Origin of the sequence: Marinobacter iranensis (genome assembly GCF_029207565.1) — a bacterium.
Taxonomy (GTDB): domain Bacteria; phylum Pseudomonadota; class Gammaproteobacteria; order Pseudomonadales; family Oleiphilaceae; genus Marinobacter; species Marinobacter iranensis.
The window spans coordinates 165,899-183,902 of sequence record NZ_JANCMW010000011.1; the positions used below are offsets into that span (position 1 = coordinate 165,899).

Annotated in this window: 15 protein-coding genes; 4 read left to right on the forward strand and 11 right to left on the reverse strand. The window is 55.7% G+C overall.

Annotated elements, in window-relative coordinates:
- Positions 1-45 precede the first annotated feature (45 nt).
- The 4 genes from NLU14_RS16525 to NLU14_RS16540 all read right to left on the reverse strand — a co-directional run bounded on the left by NLU14_RS16525 (position 46) and on the right by NLU14_RS16540 (position 8,059).
- The gene (locus NLU14_RS16525) at positions 46-1,371 is read right to left on the reverse strand and encodes a DEAD/DEAH box helicase (RefSeq protein ID WP_275708532.1); all 1,326 of its coding nucleotides are present in this window, start codon (positions 1,369-1,371) and stop codon (positions 46-48) included.
- A 316-nt stretch (positions 1,372-1,687) separates the two neighbouring features.
- Positions 1,688-3,049, reverse strand: a complete 1,362-nt coding sequence (locus tag NLU14_RS16530) for a DUF1329 domain-containing protein (protein WP_275708534.1) — start codon at positions 3,047-3,049, stop codon at positions 1,688-1,690.
- 29 nt (positions 3,050-3,078) lie between these two features.
- Positions 3,079-4,968, reverse strand: a complete 1,890-nt coding sequence (locus tag NLU14_RS16535) for a DUF1302 domain-containing protein (RefSeq protein WP_275708536.1) — start codon at positions 4,966-4,968, stop codon at positions 3,079-3,081.
- Between the two features lie 154 nt (positions 4,969-5,122).
- Positions 5,123-8,059 (reverse strand): hypothetical protein, encoded by a 2,937-nt coding sequence (locus NLU14_RS16540; RefSeq protein ID WP_275708538.1) that lies wholly within the window; start codon positions 8,057-8,059, stop codon positions 5,123-5,125.
- 282 nt (positions 8,060-8,341) lie between these two features.
- Here NLU14_RS16540 and NLU14_RS16545 point away from each other — a divergent pair, with 282 nt between their 5' ends.
- The 4 genes from NLU14_RS16545 (at position 8,342) to NLU14_RS16560 (ending at position 11,497) form a co-directional block, all read left to right on the forward strand.
- Complete coding sequence (locus NLU14_RS16545) at positions 8,342-8,920, forward strand: RNA polymerase sigma factor (RefSeq protein ID WP_275708540.1); 579 nt, start codon at positions 8,342-8,344, stop codon at positions 8,918-8,920.
- A 13-nt stretch (positions 8,921-8,933) separates the two neighbouring features.
- A complete protein-coding gene (locus NLU14_RS16550) occupies positions 8,934-9,617 on the forward strand; it encodes an anti-sigma factor (protein ID WP_275708542.1) in 684 nt (227 codons plus the stop codon).
- Complete coding sequence (locus NLU14_RS16555) at positions 9,614-10,078, forward strand: hypothetical protein (protein ID WP_275708543.1); 465 nt, start codon at positions 9,614-9,616, stop codon at positions 10,076-10,078. The genes NLU14_RS16550 and NLU14_RS16555 overlap by 4 nt, the downstream gene beginning before the upstream one ends.
- A 102-nt stretch (positions 10,079-10,180) precedes the next feature.
- On the forward strand, positions 10,181-11,497 hold the full coding sequence (locus NLU14_RS16560; protein WP_275708545.1) for a tetratricopeptide repeat protein: 1,317 nt from the start codon (positions 10,181-10,183) through the stop codon (positions 11,495-11,497).
- 232 nt (positions 11,498-11,729) lie between these two features.
- Here the strand turns inward: NLU14_RS16560 and NLU14_RS16565 are convergent, their stop codons facing one another.
- The 7 genes from NLU14_RS16565 to NLU14_RS16595 all read right to left on the reverse strand — a co-directional run bounded on the left by NLU14_RS16565 (position 11,730) and on the right by NLU14_RS16595 (position 17,858).
- Positions 11,730-12,650 carry a lysophospholipid acyltransferase family protein gene (locus NLU14_RS16565; protein WP_275708547.1) on the reverse strand — a complete coding sequence of 307 codons (921 nt, stop codon included), beginning with the start codon at positions 12,648-12,650 and terminating at the stop codon, positions 11,730-11,732.
- Positions 12,651-12,744: 94 nt separating this feature from the next.
- Entirely contained in the window at positions 12,745-14,271 is a 1,527-nt protein-coding gene (locus NLU14_RS16570; RefSeq protein WP_275708549.1) for a flavin-containing monooxygenase, read from the reverse strand.
- A 171-nt stretch (positions 14,272-14,442) separates the two neighbouring features.
- Entirely contained in the window at positions 14,443-15,060 is a 618-nt protein-coding gene (locus NLU14_RS16575) for a flavin reductase family protein (protein WP_275708551.1), read from the reverse strand.
- Positions 15,061-15,201: 141 nt separating this feature from the next.
- Positions 15,202-15,603 (reverse strand): SRPBCC family protein, encoded by a 402-nt coding sequence (locus NLU14_RS16580; RefSeq protein WP_275708553.1) that lies wholly within the window; start codon positions 15,601-15,603, stop codon positions 15,202-15,204.
- A 63-nt stretch (positions 15,604-15,666) separates the two neighbouring features.
- The gene (locus NLU14_RS16585; protein WP_275708555.1) at positions 15,667-16,896 is read right to left on the reverse strand and encodes a winged helix-turn-helix domain-containing protein; all 1,230 of its coding nucleotides are present in this window, start codon (positions 16,894-16,896) and stop codon (positions 15,667-15,669) included.
- Between the two features lie 411 nt (positions 16,897-17,307).
- Positions 17,308-17,589, reverse strand: coding sequence for a type II toxin-antitoxin system RelE/ParE family toxin (locus tag NLU14_RS16590; RefSeq protein WP_275708557.1), 282 nt, complete (start codon positions 17,587-17,589; stop codon positions 17,308-17,310).
- Entirely contained in the window at positions 17,586-17,858 is a 273-nt protein-coding gene (locus NLU14_RS16595; protein WP_275708559.1) for a CopG family ribbon-helix-helix protein, read from the reverse strand. The genes NLU14_RS16590 and NLU14_RS16595 overlap by 4 nt, the downstream gene beginning before the upstream one ends.
- Positions 17,859-18,004 lie beyond the last annotated feature (146 nt).

Below are 18,004 nucleotides of genomic sequence, written 5' to 3' on the forward strand. Positions count from 1 at the left end.
AGCGGGGCCCAAGAAGGGCCCCGCTTTTTGCAGGATTATGCCTGATTACGCGCTTTCGCGCTGGGGCGAGCGCCTTGCCTGACCACCGTTGCCATTCTGGCTACGGCCGCCACTGCGACCACCCGGCTTGCCACCAAAGCTGCGGCCATTACCGGTCGGCTTGCCATTGCCACCACCGTTACCGTTGCGATTGCGGGCACGGCTTGGGTCCGGCTTGCCCTTGGGCTTCAGCGGCAGGTTGTTGGTCGGTTCGAAGCCTTCCACCGATTTACGCGGCAGCTGCTTCTTAAGCAGTCTTTCGATACCCGCCAGCATCGAACCCTCATCGGCACTGACCAGCGACAATGCATGGCCGCTCTCACCAGCACGACCGGTACGGCCGATACGGTGAACGTAGTCTTCCGGCACATTCGGCAGCTCGAAGTTCACCACCTGGGGCAGCTGTTTGATGTCCAGGCCACGGGCCGCGATATCGGTAGCCACCAGCACGCGGACTTCACCCTGTTTGAAATCGGCCAGGGCACGGGTACGGGCACCCTGTGACTTGTTGCCATGGATTGCTGCAGCAGTAATACCGTCACGCTCCAGCTTCTGGGTCAGGCGGTTGGCGCCATGTTTGGTACGGGTAAACACCAGCACCTGCTCCCAGGCGTTATCACGCACCAGCTTGCTCAGCAGGGCGGTTTTCTGGCTCTGGTCTACCGGGTAGACAGACTGAACGATGCTCTCGGCAGCCGTATTACGGGCCGCGACTTCCACCTGAACCGGGTTATCCAGCAAGCCCTCTGCCAGCGTACGGATTTCTTTGGAGAAGGTAGCTGAGAACAGCAGGTTCTGACGCTTGGCCGGCAACAGCGCAAGAATCTTGCGGATGTCGCGAATGAAGCCCATGTCCAGCATGCGGTCAGCTTCGTCCAGCACCAGGATTTCCACTTCGTTGAAGCGCACTGCGTTCTGCTGGTACAGGTCCATCAAACGGCCGGGTGTGGCCACCAGCACGTCCAGGCCCTTGCGCAGCTTCATCATCTGCGGATTGATTTTTACGCCACCAAACACCACGGCGGACTTGGTAGGCATGTACTTGCTGTACAGCGCCACACTGTCGTGAACCTGGGCCGCCAGCTCGCGGGTGGGCGCCAGGATCAGAACACGCGGGCCCTTGCCGGTGCGGGGGTTCTCCGCCAGGCGCTGCAGCAATGGCAGGGTGAACCCTGCGGTCTTACCGGTGCCCGTCTGGGCAGCCGCCATCACGTCCCTGCCTGAAAGTACGGCGGGAATGGCCTTGGCCTGGATGGGTGATGGGGTTTCGTAACCCTGGTCGGTAGTGGCACGGACCAGTTGCTCGGACAAACCGAGTGAAGAAAAACTCATATTGGATCAACTCTTGATTATTCTGCCTCCACGAACACCGTTCTCGGCGAATGCGGGCAGATGCCATGAAAATTCATGGAATAAAAGACGACTACAGTCACTCACCGTTAACGGGGTGACGTCCTCTGACAGGTCGTATGGAGGTTCGCACGGGGCTTGATGCCTTAAACTGCGGAAATCCCTAGAGGCAGGATGCTGGGCACACTAACAGAGTGATCCGGGAATAGCTATAAGGAACTTTCCCGGGTAGGCATCTTTGACGCGGTCCCCGGTCGGGGATAACCCTGCCAATTCAGGCAGGGTTATCAGACCGTCATTAACGCACACCATCCCGGCGTAACGCAGCCGGCGTGTACTCGCGGGAGCGACGTTCGGTGCCGTACAGGTATGGCTCGTCTTCCTCGTTGGTCAGCCCCATAATCAGATAGCGCCCTGACAACAGGTCATACAGGGTTTCAAAGGCATAGGCCGGAATGTTGGCATCATAAATTTGCATCGCGTGCGCTTCCGCAACACGCCACAGGTTGCCACGTCCATCGTAGTGATCCACCGCTGCAATCTGCCAGGTATCCTCATCAATGTAGAAGTCCCGCTTGCCGTAGACATGCCGCTCACCATCCTTGAGTGTTGCTGTTACATGCCAGACCCGGTGCAGCTCATAACGTGTGAGGCTCTGGTCAATATGGCCCGGCTTTATGATGTCCTCATAGCTCAGGCTCTCATTGGTCAAGCGATAGGAATTATACGGAATGTATAGTTCTTTCTTGCCTTTGAGTTCCCAGTTGTAACGGTCTGGCGCGCCATTGTAGAGATCCAGATTATCGGACGTTCGCTGACCATCCGCTGCGGTACCCGGCCCGTCGTACGCCACATTGGGTGCACGGCGAACACGACGCTGCCCCGAGTTATACAACCATGCGCGACGCGGCTCCTTAACCTGGTTGATGGTCTCGTGCACCAGCAGTACGTTACCGGCGAGGCGTGACGGTGCGGTGATGGCCTGCTTGAAATAGAACATCACGTTGGGATCTTCGCTCGGATCGAAATCCTCCAGCGCCACCCGCTCAGTAAACGATTCGGTGAACCTGACCGGGCTGAAATCGCCGTTTGGCTGCGGGGTCACTTGTGCCACATTACGGGTAAAGGAACCACCGCGGTAGCGGGTAATATGGTTGAAGATTACCTCAAGACCATTTTGGGGGATCGGAAACGGGGTCGCTGTCTTATAGTTCTTCAGACCGTTCCCGCTTTCCACCAGCCCTACTTCGGTCGCGTTGGCCCTGGTCTTCTCCAGCACCTCGGCAGGATAGGTCGCCGTTCTCCGGGTCTGGTAGACCGGCATAAAATAATCGTCGTACGTCTTGATCATCGCAATCTGGCCAGGCGTCAGATTATCCGCATACTGGTCAACGTTGCTCTGATCGATACGGAACAGCTCTTTGTCATTGGGAAACGGGTCCACATATCGCCCATCACCCTTATAACCGGCCGGCGCCTTGCTTAGCCCTCCGTCCCACGCAGGGATTTCATCGCCATTACCAGCCATTTCCGCACCCACCGGCGTCAGTGTGTCACCCAGCTTGGCGGCCTCCTGGGCCGACACTGCCGCACTCGCTGACGCGGAATACAACATCGAAACGGCTAATGCGCTGTAAAGCAGGTTTTTTCGGTTAATCATTGATTACTCCTCGATTTTCAGACAATGGTTCAGAAGGAATAGGACACTGAGGCCGACACAAAATCCCGGTCATTGATGACGTTATAATCACCACCGAAATAATTGGTGTAACTCAGGTTGGCTTTGTAAGCATTTTGATAAGTGGCTTCGACGGCGACACCAACAGATTTGTTGCCTTCGTTGAAGTTGCCACCTGGATCCGGCGCGTAGCCCTTTACGTCGTGAGAGAGGAAAAGCCGCGGCCGCAGGTTCACACCGGCCACAGCGTCGGGGTAATCCCAGACAAACAGTGTGCGGTAGCCCCAGGAGAAGGACGTGGTAAAACCATCTCCACCGCAATTGCTGGCATTGATATTCAACCGCGGATCACTGTCGGTGCCCTGACTGCAAAAATCACCGGTGAAGCTATCGCCTTCCAGCGGCACCGGTCCCACGCCATAAATACCAGAGCGGCCGTAGCGGGCTTCCGACGTGCTGGGCAAATCGTGAACATAGGTGGCACCTACTTCACCAACGATGATGAAGCGAGCAGCCCCCATCACACGGTCAATAAAGTGAATAAAGGTCGCCTGTGCCTGGGAGACGTTGTAACGGTCATAGCCATCAATGGCCTTGCCGGCATAATTGAAGTCCGGGTTATTTTCACGCTGGCGTTGCTCCAGCTTACTGATCACCTGGCCATCCGGGCCCCGTTGTTGCAGACCCCCATAGATCAGCTCAAAGGTATTCCACTGGATCGGCATGTTTGGCCGGAAGCTATACTCTGCTCCCAGAGACGTGCCCGTTGGTAGAGTGGTGTTGATACTGATGCCATAAAGGTCGATATCGCCCGGATATTCGATAAAGTAACTCGGAAACCTGGAGTTGGGCAGGTCAGGGTCACTTTTCTGATTTGCAGACGGATCAGACGGGTTGTTGACCACCCCACTGATGTAGGGGAGACGACTGTGGTAACGGGTATAAAAAAACCCTAACTCAGCACCAAGATCAGTCAGGTACCATCTTATGGCAGCACCGAACTGATCTTTATCTCCGGGCTCCCTGTCGCCCAGGCGTGGCGAAATAAAACCTTCTTCAAACGCCTGAGAGTCCGGTACCTGGCCGGCCAGAAGCACTGGGCCACAGCCATCCGCCGCCACATCCGCAGAAGAAAAGTAGGTGCCACAGTCATCAATCCTGAAGCTTTCCCAGTCAGTCTGAACGAACGCTTCCATCGTGATTTCCGGCGTCAGACCAACCGAGGTGTAGAGCATTTCAACCGGCAACAATACGTCTTTCAGTTCCGCACCCGGTGCGCGAAACGCTGGAACATCGATTGGGTTGACGGCATTGATACCACCCAGGATGAAAGTACTCTCACCCCAGTTCACCACCTGACGACCGTAGCGGATCGACACCGGCGTATCGCCGAAGTACCAGTCCGTAAACACATACGCATCCAGAAGCTCTACCCCGGAGGCGTTGTCCTTGGCCTCCTCGTTCAGTTCGCGGCGCTGGCCGACCGGGTCCTTGGCGCGACGGTTGTCCTTCAGTTCATGGTCGTAATAATAGGTGCCTCGCACCAGCGCCCCAACCCGCGTCAAGGTGTCACTGTCAGGGGTATAGTCCAGAAACAGCTCGCTGCGGCCACGCAGGATCTGGGAATACGGCTCGTTCTTTTCGAAGTTCAAGTTGCCATCGTCGAAGTTATTGGACGACGCGCCGGTGTTACTGAATGCGAATTCCGGCCCCAGGTTGCCCTGGGAAATCAGGTCTTTGTCCTGGTCCTGAAGGCGGTAAGCGATACCCGCGGTCAGGGTGGTGGAAAAAGAAGCATCGATTTCATAGATCTCGAAATCAAAGGCCAGTGCCGGCGTGGAACTCAGCAAGGCGCCGATCGCCAGTGCCAGACGCTTTCGATATAGGCTTGTTGTTGTCATTTGTATTTACTCCACATGTTCTTCAGGCAGAGCCATCCCGGGGGATGGTCATCAACGCCATCAATAATTGAGAGTTGATCGGGAGGGTGCCGCCGCTCTGTGGCGACACCAGGCTCTATAAATTCAATTCGGAATGCCGTTCGCCAGACCTCGGTTACATGCCGGCATCGGTATTGCCTCCCGTGTCAGAGCAGTTAAAGCCCGTGGTGTCTGCATCCTGGACAACACATGGGTTGGTGACCGAAACCGTGCCATCGGTGAACAACTGAAGCATCTGGGTAAACATCTCCTCGAATACCGCTCTGGATGAGAACGGGTCCGCCGCTTTCTGGCCGGCAGAAATCGGGTTACCGTGCGATCCCTCCAGATAACGGGTAATGGCCGGGAGTCCTGAGGCGAGCGGGGTCGACACCGCCCCCATCTCCGTTGCGATAGGCTCCGTACCGGCAAGCGGTGCGTTTTCGCTGGTGATCTGGAAGCCGGTCTCAGGAACCGTGGTTTCCAGCGGGCCAAGCGGATAAAGCTGAGTATCGGCGGAATTTGGAATGGTGCTATCGGTTGGACGATCCGGATCGCCATCCACACCGACAATCTCGGTCAGCAAGGTGCTGGAGCCGCTATAAAAAGATGCATAGGCCGTCGGGTCCGCCGAATCCAACAGCCCCTGGAACACATTGAAGTAGATATTCAGCTCGGTACGGCCCTGGGCCAGCAATCCGTCAGACGCCGCCTCAAGTCCCGGCAGCAGTTGTGGCGCCAGGGACGCCGAGTTCTCCAGCAGGCGGGTGAACTGACCGCCCGTGTTGAACAGGTTGGACGCCTGGATTGGGCTCAGGTTGGCGTTCTCTGCAACCGCCGCGTTGTTGACTGGCGGGAACGCCGCACCACCCATACCGCTGATGGAATGGCTGAGGAAGTACACGCGGTTGGGGTCGATATTGAGCGTCTGAGCACAGTTGCCAGACGCCTGACAGGCCGCAATCGCGTCCTCAATCGCCTGCAACGACGCGTTGATGTTCAACAGATCCAGCGTGCCCTGGCGCATGTTGTCGCGGGTGTTGGCATAGTTGGAGAAGTTCAGGAACAGGCCACCGGATTCGGGTGCGGCCAGTTCCGTCGCCGGGACAGCCTGCAGATTGTCATTCGCTGCAAAACCGAAATGGCGTTCCGTGGCGTCTTGCGACGCACCCGCCTGCCCGGAGATGGGGCTGAGTCCGACGGCGCCGCCCTGATCAAAAATACCGTGCAGTGGCTGATCGACACCGATGGTCACGAAACAATTGAAGGTGTTGTCTGGATCGGCGCAGGACAGGCCTGCCGCCGTAGCCAGCGGCAGAATGGCCGACCGATCCTGGGTGACGGCGTGCTGATAGATAATCACAGGCCATCCAGCCCCCGGTTCCTGCCCACCAACCAATGCCTGATTGGTATCAGGTGCCGCTACCACTACGGGCACTTTGGTATCACCGGTCTTGGCGGCAAACGGGAAGCGGTAGGTGATACGGTCTGACGGTGCGTTGGTCAGCACATCATCCACACTGAAATCCGATGGCATCCAACTGGCCGACTGAATGGCAGAGCCGTCCATCATGCTCTCGGGAATACCCTGAAAATACGGCAGAGTAATCTCACCCTCGTACACATGGATATTCAGGGTCACTGTTGTTCCGGTGATAGGGTCAGTCTCAACGTTCTGCTCAAGCGCCGGATTAACTTCGCCGCCGTCCCGCTGGCTGAAAATGCTCACCGTGCGGGGTTTGGGCGTATCGACAATGGCGTCCGCCGCGCTTGCCAGCGCCTGCGCGTCGGTTTCAACATCCACCACCGTGTCGACTGCGACAGACGTGGCTGTCTGAAGAGCAAAGGCGACCCGACGATCCGTCTCGGCATTCGCCACCAGGTCGCCGTATTTGATGACCATGCCCTGGCTCTGCGCATCCATCAGCAATGCCGCAAGGTCAGCGTCATAAAGACGGAAGTTAGTGTCGGTCAACTTGGTATAGATCTGGTCATTAATCGACTGCTGCTCCGCAGTCGCTGAACCGTCCAACGGCTGCTGCGTCAGGTTGTAAAAACCATCAATCAGCTGTGAGAGACCATCCTGCCGAGCCTGGATGGCAACACTTGAGCGAAAAAACGTCACCGGCGCAGCGTTGGCGAGTAGCACATCATCAATCGCGGTGGTGGTCACCGTCGTTGAGAAAACCACATCCTCAAAGCCGAACGGAAAAGACCCGGCAGCGATGGATTCGCGCTTGAAGTCAAAGTAATCCGACGCCAGCTGACGGGCTGGCAAAAGCGCTTCGCGAAACGGCTCGTAAGCTGCGTTGGAAAGCACACGGCCCGGATTGGCAACGGTCTGGTAGGTGGGCGAACCTACCAACGGCTCACCCTGCGCATCGACAATGTCATTGGTCAGGGCAATGGCATAACGGGTCTTGGGCGCCAGCGGCTCAAGCGGGAGAATCCGAATCAGGTTATTCTGACCGCCGTCAATGCCCAGCAGTTCAATCCGGATTTTCTCCTCCAGCAGCGAGGCAAACACCGCATCAGCTTCTGCGGTGCTTCCACTCGCCTCCAACGCCTGTGCACGACGGTACTGGCTGGCAGGATTGATACCCGCCACTTCGCCACTGACCTGCCGAAGGCTGTCGCCACTGGCGTATTCCAGGGGGATCAGAAACACATTCTGGTCAGGGTTTGGTACAACCTCCCCCTCCACCTCAACAAAATCACGGGCATCAAGTGTCTGCTGTGTGTCGAGACTGGCGCTGATCTTGATATCAATCGGTGAAAGGACCGAGTTGCCGTCCATAAACCCGATACCCGTGGTCACCGGATTTGCCGGATCACCGCCATTAAGCATGGTGCCGTCGTCAACATCACTCAAAAAGAAAAGCGAATCGCTCGGAATGGGAAACTCAGTTTCCAGTGGATCAAACAGCGGGTGAGTGCCCCGTACCAGCCCGGGATTGGTGATGCTGTATTCCGGGTCTGAATTTTTCGTGGTTTCGCTGCTGCTTTCAAGACAACCTGTCAGGCCTATTGACGCTACTACAAGCGTCAGTAGCGATACTTGGCGAGTGAACATACTTGCGTACCTCGGTTTGTTTTTTGTAATCAAGGACACGTCCTGTGTCTTTCGGCCTAACACGGAAGTCTAATTGCGGTGGTTCCAAAAATTTATCTCGGGCAGACGAGGGCTCGCAATAAGGAAGGGCTAACTGGTTCTTGTAGCGAGAAAATAGTCTCGAACAAAAGATGAAAATGATGGTATGTTCAGCATCTGGCATCCGAACACCAACAAGAATGGCCTGAGGGCGGGGCACCCACCAAACCGTGCCGACCACAGACCGAGGGAATTAGATTGGCTTTGCTCCCATTTCGTTCGTCGTCGTCAAAGCGATTTGACCGGCTGATTCTGCCTTACATGAAAGGCATGTATATTTTCGCCTACCGCCTGACTGGCCAGAAACAGGACGCAGAGGATCTGGTGCAGGATGTCGTGGTCAAGTTGTACCCCCGCCTGGACGAGCTGGAAAACGTGCAACAACCACAGCCATGGCTCAACCGTGTGCTTTATCGACACTTTGTCGATCTCACCCGCAAACAATCCAGCCAGAGAGAGGTCAGCGTCAGTACGCTGGTCGCTGCGGAAAGCCAGACCGCCTTTATGGAATCCCTCGGCGAGGCAAGCCCGGATGCGTCCGCCGGTATTGACCAAACGCGCATTGGCGATACCGTCAAGCGGTTACTGAACACCCTGCCACCTGACCAACGCACCCTGTTACTGCTTCACGATGCGGATGGCTGGCGTCAGGAGGACATTGCGATGGTTCTGGATGTGCCTGTCGGTACGATAAAATCACGCCTGCATCGCAGCAGAGCGTTCATGCGCGAACGACTAAAAAAACAAATGGAACCTTTCGAAAAGCAACAACGTGAAGGATGAAGAGGTGAATGCCATGACTTGTCGTCAGTTCCATTGGGAGGTCGACAACCTGGTTCGCGGCGATCTTCCGCTGCATGAACAGGAAGCCCTCCAATCTCACGCATCCACGTGTGTCAGTTGCTCAGAACTCTGGGAGGATGAACGACGCCTGCAAAATGGCATCATGGCCCAGATCGTTCCGGAACCTGACGACGATTTCGAATCCCGGGTTCGTACAATCGCACTGGCCGGCGAAACACCTCAGGATTCCACGTTACGCAAGGCTTCACTCTGGGCTTCATCTATTGCCGCCGTACTGGCACTCGGCATCTTTATCGGCATGCAGGTTGGCCCAGCAGATACCGGAGTGCCCGGCAACGACATCGCGGACGCTACCGGGCAGGCAGTAACAGAATCCGTTTCCGAACCCGGAAGTGGAACGGAACTGAAAACCGTCAGGCTGGCATTCAATTCCCGTAGGGCTATGGACAACGTAACCCTGACTCTGGAACTACCGCCCAACGCAGAACTGGCACCGTTCCCGGGTCGTCAGACCATCAGTTGGACGGTGGATCTAAAGCAAGGCGACAACGTACTGGCACTGCCCATAAACGTGCTGTTCCCGGGCTCAGGCAAACTGGTCGCTCACCTGGACGATGGAACCCGGCGCAAAACATTCAGCACAGCCATTCCAGGAAACACGGAGCCTTCATCATGATCAGAAATATCCGTATACGCTGGCTCGCTCCGGCCATATTCAGCATTTTGCTTGCAGCACCCACACAGTCGTGGGCTCAGGACGATCTCGATGTAACCATGAGAATGGTCGCAGACGATCAGGAGCTGGATGATTCCTTTGTGCAGCAACTTGAACTTCCGGAATCCGTTAACGCGCCTGCTGGAGTGGACGGGTTCGGTGATATGCAGACGGATTCAGACGACTTCGCTTCCGATACCCGGGAAGACATGCTGGATCTTGAATCCACTCTCTCCGAACAGTCACGAGAGTCTCGTGATGCACTCGGCGTAGAATTGCCTGGCGAGATCATCGAAGACGAGCCAGAACTGGGTCTGCCGGGTATCGAGGATCCGGAACTGGGCCTGCCAGGCACCGGCGATACGGATCTGGACCTGTTGAACGACAATTCCCTGAATCTGCAAGAGGCCGGACAGCAGTAAATTAGATACCGACGTCACACATGATTACCTCAGGGCTGGCACTCGCCCATCCAATGGCTGTTATACTCTGATTCCGAGTTCATACTATTCCGGAGAGAGTATTTGCGCCGTCTTCTGACCATCGCACTGGTGTTGTATCTGGCACTGTCAACTGCCCATGCTCAGGAGAAGACACCCGAGGCAAAGGCGCTCTTCCGTGCGGGCATTCAGGCTTTTAACGCTGGAGAACTGGATAAAGCTCGCCGCTTTCTTGAATCCGCCGCCTCAAAAGGATTGAGCTCTCGCTCACTCAATTACAACCTTGGTGTGGTCTATTACAAACTCGGGCTGCACGAGGAAGCGGAGCAAACGTTCCGGACTCTTATCCCCACCCGGCAAAAAGCACTTGCCTACTACAACATCGGGCTGACCGCCCTGGCCCGTGAAAACCGGGATTCCGCAAAAAAAGCCTTCCGGAACGTACTGGCGTCTGATCCCGACGACAACCTGATATCACTCGCCACCCGTCAACTTGAACGCCTTGAACCAACGATGCACGCGGCTGCATCTCAAAAACGCTGGGCGGGCCTGATTTCCGTAAGTGGGGGGTATGAGGACAACGTTGCGCTGTTTCCGGACACCGCGCCCGAAAAGCTCGATAGTGGCTTTGTGGAAACACTCGCAGCTGCCTCCTATTACCTTTATGGCAATTCTTCGGCGGGACTGCGCTCGGACGTCAAGTTTTTCTCACGCCAGTACCCTTCTGAACACACGTTTGACCTGCAGGTGATTCAGGCTGATGCAAAGTGGGTTCAGAAAATCGCACCGGGAATGATCAGTGTCGGCCTTGGCGGCGACTATATCTGGCGGGACCGGCGATCACTGGAACGCAGAGCCCGGCTAACGGCCGGCATCACGACTTTGAACTGCCCGGACCCCGGCGCAAGGTGCCTCGTCAGGGCAGAGGCTACCCAGATCTTTCCACTGCCTGGATTTGAAGCCTATCGGGGCCAGATGTACCGGCTTGATGCCAGGTACAGTGTCCGGCCGGGAAACTGGACAGCGGAACTGAAATACCGGGCCGACTATAATGATCGGGACAATCTGGATACCGGAGATGAATTTTTCAGTGTATCCCCCGAGCGACATGGCCTTGAAGCGGGCATTGAATACGACCTGACCGACCAGTTGAGCATGAAAGCCGGGGCCGGCTTTCGCTTCAGTTACTATCGCACGCCACACCAACTCACCATTCCCGAGGGCAGACAAACGATACGTCGTGAAGACAAGCGTCATACTCTGTCCGTTGGCACCACTTATCGTTTCTCTCGTCGTACGTCTCTCAGCCTGGATCTTGACCGTACCGACAACAACAGCAATATTGAACGCTACAGTTATGATCGCCATACCGTAACCGCCAGCCTGATCGTCAGGTTCTGACACCAGCCCACAAGTCATAGTGAAAGACGGGAATCAGTAGGCGTTATTCCGCTGACTCACCTGCCGTCGCGAACAGAGCGCTTCTCCCGTGGGCCCGCCCACACCGAAATTACCGAGCAACTGGTTTGCCATCGCGACGTACGCCCAATGCGCTGCCACTTTCCGCACCTGGAAGTGGCTATGAAGCGGTACACTATGATCAGCGCATCCGGGAGTAACGCCCCACACCCGGTCAGTATACTTTTTCGCATCCGTCTGGCCGGGTCTTGAAGCGTTTGTGCAACCATAGATACTGGTCCGGCTGTTCGCGGATGGTATCTTCGATGTAGCGGCTCCAGGCTTTCGTGTCGCTGTGCTTGCACCCTCCAAACTCCTCCTGGATCGGCGAGAAGATCACCCGGTAGTTTCCATCCGGCATCCGCAGGTGGCTCACACAGATGACTGACGCGCCCGAAACGCGGGCGATGTAGCTGGGAGAGGTAATACAGCCCGCCTCTGTGCCAAAGAACGGCACGAAAAGTTCGGTCTTCTTGCCGAAATCCTGATCGCAGGCAAACCAGACCTCACCGCCTTTTTTCAGGAAAGACACCAGCGGCCGCAGCTCACGTTTGGTGAATGGCCGAATGCCGAAATGGCGCCGGCGACCGTTTTCGATCATCCGGTCAATAACCGGGTTGTCGTTGGGGCGGTACATGTAACCCGGCTTTTTCAGGTGGCAGGCGATCAACGGCAACGCAAAATCGAAAATACTGTAGTGCCCACCAATCAGCAGTACCCCTTTGCCCCTGGCCTGGGCCTCTCTCAGGTGCTCCAGCCCCTGCACTTCAGCGCCTTCGCAGTAACCGGACATATCCCGCCACCAGGCATGGATGCTCTCCAGGAAACCACGGGTGCAGGCAACAAAGTTGTCCTGAACCAGCTGCTCACGGGCCGCGTCGTCAAGCTCAGGGAAACAGGTGGCAATATTGGTGTTGGCCACCCTGGCGCGGGATTTCAGTTTGCCTTCCAGAAAACAACCCAGCCACCGGCCAAAGCGCTGTTTGGCGCTCATCGGCAGCAGGGAAAGCAAATAGAGTGTGAACACCAGAAACCAGGAGGGCCACAACGTGGGATACCACAACGGCAGGTTCTTCTTGTTTTTACGGCCGGACATACATCATCGCCTGTTCGCTAAAGGACGACGAGACTGCCATATTTTGCGTCAATTTTGTAGTTGCAGTTGTCAATTACAAGCTTGTATTCCCGGCTCAGGAGCCAAATAGCGCCGAACGTAATGGCCGCAGGAACCCGCGTTGCGGCTTCGCTTTCTGAACCGGCCGGTGGCCATCAAACTCCAGGTAACCGTCCTCAATCGGATCAAAGCGCAGGGTTTTCACATCCTCCAGATAATTCTGGCTGACTCGCCAGGGGCCGTGTGTTCCCTGTCGTGGCAACCGGTCGTCGGCCCTGCGGATATAGCCGGAGTCCAGCCCGCCCATCATGGTGTCCTCGCCCCGGCTGTCGCCGGTATCCCGGGGCACGCAAACGCTCTGGCCATGCTTATCCATGTGATTGAACAGGCGGCACAGGTATTCGGCCGCAATGTCAGCCTTCAACGTCCAGGAGATGTTGGTGTACCCGAATATCATGCCGGCATTGGGAACGCCCTCCACCATCACATTCTTATAGATAACCTTGTCTCGCAGCGTTACCGGCTGGCTGTCCACATTCAGGTCCATTCCGCCCAGCATCTGGATATCCAGCCCGGTGGCCGGAATGATGATATCCGCTTCCAGCTCCTTGCCGGACTTCAGCAGGATACCGTTCTCTGTAAAGCGCTCGATATGATCCGTTTCCACCGACGCCTTACCAGCCTTGATGGACTCGAACAGGTCGCCGTCCTTCACCACACACAGGCGCTGGTCCCAAGGGTTGTAGCTGGGTGAGAAATGGCGCATATCCACTTTACCACCCAATTGCCGGCGAACCATTGCCAGGAAGAGGCGACGCATGGCTTTGGGATTCTTGCGCGAGCGATTAAACAGCAGCCGGGCAATGCTAACGTTACGGGCGCGGGTCAACCTGTAGGCGGCTTTGGCAGGCAACACTTTCTGCAGGCCCTGCGCCACGGCGTCCCGGGAGGGCAACGGCATCAGGTAAGTCGGCGAGCGCTGCAACATGGTAATGTGCGCGGTTTTCTCAGCCATGGTGGGCACCAGGGTGATTGCGGTAGCACCACTGCCGATCACCACCACGCGCTTGCCAGCGTAGTCCAGGTTTTTTGGCCAGTGCTGGGGATGAACAATCTGCCCGCGGAAATCTTCCTCGCCGGGGAAATCGGGCTTATAGCCGGCATCGTAGTTGTAATAGCCGGTGCAGCCCACCAGGAAGCTGGCGGTAAATGTGACGGTTTCACCGGTGGCTTCCTTTCGGGCCGTCAGTGTCCAGTGTTTGTCTGCGCCAGACCACTCAGCGGATACCACAGCCAAGCCATACTGAATGTGCTGTTCAACCTTGTTTTCCCGGGCGGTATCGCGTACGTACTGCTTGATCGACGGGCCGTCCGCCAGCACCTTGCCACCCGTCCACGGGCGGAAGTTGTAGCCGAAGGTGTACATGTCGGAATCGGAACGGATGCCGGGGTAACGGAACAGATCCCAGGTGCCGCCAAGGGATTCACGGCGCTCAAGAATGGTGAAGGTCTTGCCCGGGCATTCCCGCTTGAGGTGACAGGCCATGCCAATACCGGAGACACCGGCGCCGACAATCAGTACGTCTACATGTTGTTCGCTCATAATCACCCTGGCTGCGTCTGCCGTTGTTTTTAGCAACATTTCAACGTGGAGGCCCACGCCAACAGGGTCAGAATAGCCCAGGAAGGAAAACGCCGAAATTGGCCCGAAGCGAGGAATCCGGCGCCGTTTCGGTCAGTGTTGATAGTCGATTGAATCCTGTTTCAGGGCATCTCAGTCTGGGCGCGGCACACTGAGGATGTCGCCCAGAGTGCCGTACTCGCTGCCACCCAGGCGCGAGATGGGGTCGATGCCTTTGGCGTCGATAATGAAACGCCCCTGATCGTTAATACTGGCGACCTTATCGTCAACAAAGACCTGTTTGATGTTGCCAAACACCAGCGATTGCGGTGTATCTCCCATTTCAATCACTTCCCGCAACTCACAGTAAAGCGCGACCATGCAGCCCTCGACTCGGGGCATCGGCCAGCCTTCTTCCTGCACCAGCTTCATATCCAGCCGATCCAGTTCAGACTGCCCGTGGTCAAGATGACGGGAAGACTCCGTCATGGCCTGGGCATGGCTCTGGCTACCAATGTGCACCACAAACTGCTTACGGGCCTCGATGTTCACGCGGGTGTCCTTGAAAGTGCTATCGCCTGGCTTTTTACCAATGGACACCATCAGGATAGGCGGCTTGCCGGTGACCACGGTAAAGAACGAATACGGAGCCAGATTGTAATCATCGCCCGGATTCCGCGACAACACCCACGCCACCGGCCGCGGGATCACCGTCTGGGTCAGGATGGGGTGGATGTGCTTTGCTTTGATCGACTCAAGGTCTATGAGCATTCGTGTTTCCTTTTAGTGTAAGCAGAGGGGAATGGCGCCTCTCAACACAGAACCCGGGAGTGGAAAAATTATCCGGCGGCCAACGGCCGCGTAATGCTGCGACTTGTACGGGTAATTTCTCACAGCACAAAAGAATTCCACTCAAGAACTACCCTCAAGGAATTCTTTTAATGTTCTCAGATCCTTTTCAACAGCTCGTTTATCTTCCACGAATTGCTCTTCGGACATATACGGTTGCCGCATCAGGGTGAACATGAACTCGCTTCCACCACCGTTGGGCACAACTCGCATTGGGTTGTGAACAACCACACCTGAGTCAAGCTCAACATCATGATCCATGACGCCAAACGTATTCTTCTCCGCAAACGTGATCTTTACTCTTCCAAATGGTGCTTCAGCCACCCAAACACTTCCAGCTCTCTTGACCTCGGAGCCGGCTAATCCCGCTGCCCAACGGGGCAAGTTCTCGGGGTTGGACGCAAACTCATAAACATCGCGTGGGCTGCGGTCGATGTAGATAGTTATATGTTGTACCTCGTTCATTGCAAAGTTTCCCTTTTTTGTGTCCGGAAGGACTACCTGTTGAGTCGTTGGCCACAAATGGGATTAGAGTGATGTCCCTAGAGGTGCTAGCTCATTGCGCAAGCGTTGGGTTAGATGTTTTGGGTCGGCCTTAGTCAACGACACCGAGTCACATTCTTGAAAATGACAGAACCGTGTGATGGCGTCTACAAATGCAGTAATGATTAATTCTTCATCAAAATTGTGTTGTTCAAAATGTAGTGATTTGATCTCTAAATGGCTGACTTTTCGATGGGCTTTACAATCCATCCGCCCAATAAAGTCATCGCGGTAAAGTAACGGCAGGCAAAAGTAGCCATACTGACGTTTGGCCGCGGGTACATAGCATTCCAACTGATAGTCGTATTGAAACAGTGCCTTGAGCCGTTCGCGCTGAATGACACTGTTGTCGAAAGGCGAAAGAATCAGCATACGGCTTTTCAATCGGGGAAGAGGACGTTCGAGCGCACCTGTTTCCACTAGGAAGACTTCGCCACTGCTCACTTTTACTTGTTCTAAAGCGCGCTGCGCCAACCTTTCGTTTATCAGGGCTCTCACAGCTTTGCGTAGTTCAGCATTTCGACGCTGGTAGACCAGCCCTTTGAGTGAAGCAAACCCGTGGCAGCGCAACTGTTGGTCTACAATGTGCGCCGCAAATTCTTCCATGCTGGGCATTTGTGCATTTACATGAGATGGCAGTACCCGCTCGGTTAGATCATAGGTTTTTTGAAAACCTTCGCGGTCACTGACCATTAGGTCGCCTTCCATATACATCTGTTCGAGTGCCTTTTTGGCTGGCTTCCAGTCCCACCAGCCTCCACGTTTTGTGGTGTCAGTTTCTACATCTCGGGATCGTAGCGGGCCATCTGAACGTATACGGGCCAACAGTTCACCCATGAGCTTCTTATCACGGGTTCTGTACCAATGGGTTTGGCCGCTTTTAAGGGCGTGTTTGTAGGGTAAGGAGAAGCGAAAATCGGCGATGGGTAGGAAAGCTGCCGCGTGTGCCCAATACTCAAAAATGTCTCGATCAAGCAACATTTGATTTGTCATGGCGGGCTTGAACTCAGGCACTCTAGAGTGAAGAACATGATGGTGTGCTCGTTCCACCACCGATATAGTGTCAATCTGTACATAGCCTATGTGGTTAACCGCTCTACGTGCCCCCGCCAAACCACGCCCATAGGGCTGGGCCTGCAGCAAACCTTGTGCAGCCAGGGCAAGGCGGCGTAAACGCGCCAGCTCTTGTGGACGTTTAATTTCAATCATGCTCATACTTGCCTCACGCTTCGCATCACCGGCAGCAAAAAAATGAGCGACGAAATTGCGTTTAGCCGCGCACGCGCCGGTAGTGCATAGCGACTGCGCCATTGCGGAGCGGCATCGACGAGACCAACTCGAGCCGTCGCGAGCTTGCCGCTACCGAGGAGCACGCCGGCAGGGCGTCGCATCCTTGAGTTTCTGCACACTCGTGCGCAAGTCGCCGCCGATATGGTGGCTGTTGGTCCACGTGAAGTCCGTTCGCATCGACAGTACCCCTCCATCATCTCGTAGGTGACACGGCTCCAAAGCATCGCCCCGCTTTCGTCCATAAGGCGGGTGAATAAAGCGTGTGTCTCGTCGTCGGCAATTTTGGAGCCGCGCAGCGGTGGAAAAATTGTCCGGCAACAGCGGCTGGTTAAGTTGCTACTGTTCCCCCTCCAGTTCATGCCACACCCGAAGAATGATAATGACACTGGCATGTACCGAATAGCGAACAACGTACTTGCCAAAGACCATGTCGCGGATGGAGTCAGGCACCGGCGCCATTTCAACCGGTGTCCCCATCTTGGGAAAGTCTGGTAGTAATTCGATCTTGCCAACCAGCTCTGCGGCTATCCTGGCTGTCGCAGAGGGATTATGGACCGCGATGAACTCCCTGAGGCGTTTCAGATCTTCAATGGCTTCATCCGTGTAAACCAGTTTCACTTACCAGACCTCGGTGCATCCTGCTCGTTTTCGGTTCCCCAACTATTGAGCCAACCATGGACCTCGCTAGCATCAACTACCTTTCCTTGGGCAGCCGATTCCATTGCCTCCAGCGTTTGCTGCCAACGCTCCTCCTCACGCTGCTGCTTTTCAATGTATTCTGATAGCGCCTGATTGATCACCCAACCTTTGCTTCGGTGGAGCTTGCCGGCGATTGCTTCCAGGCGCTGTTCAACTTCTGCCTGAAGGCGAACGGTAGTGACACTCATGGCTGTACCCTCAACGTTAGTGACTACAAGGTATTACATCATAGTGAGCGAGGGGGCAGCAAATGAATTTAATCGGGATAGGGAGGCACCTCACGATGCCCCTCCTCCCACATCACCGGGCATACGGATCACGTACCACGGCGATT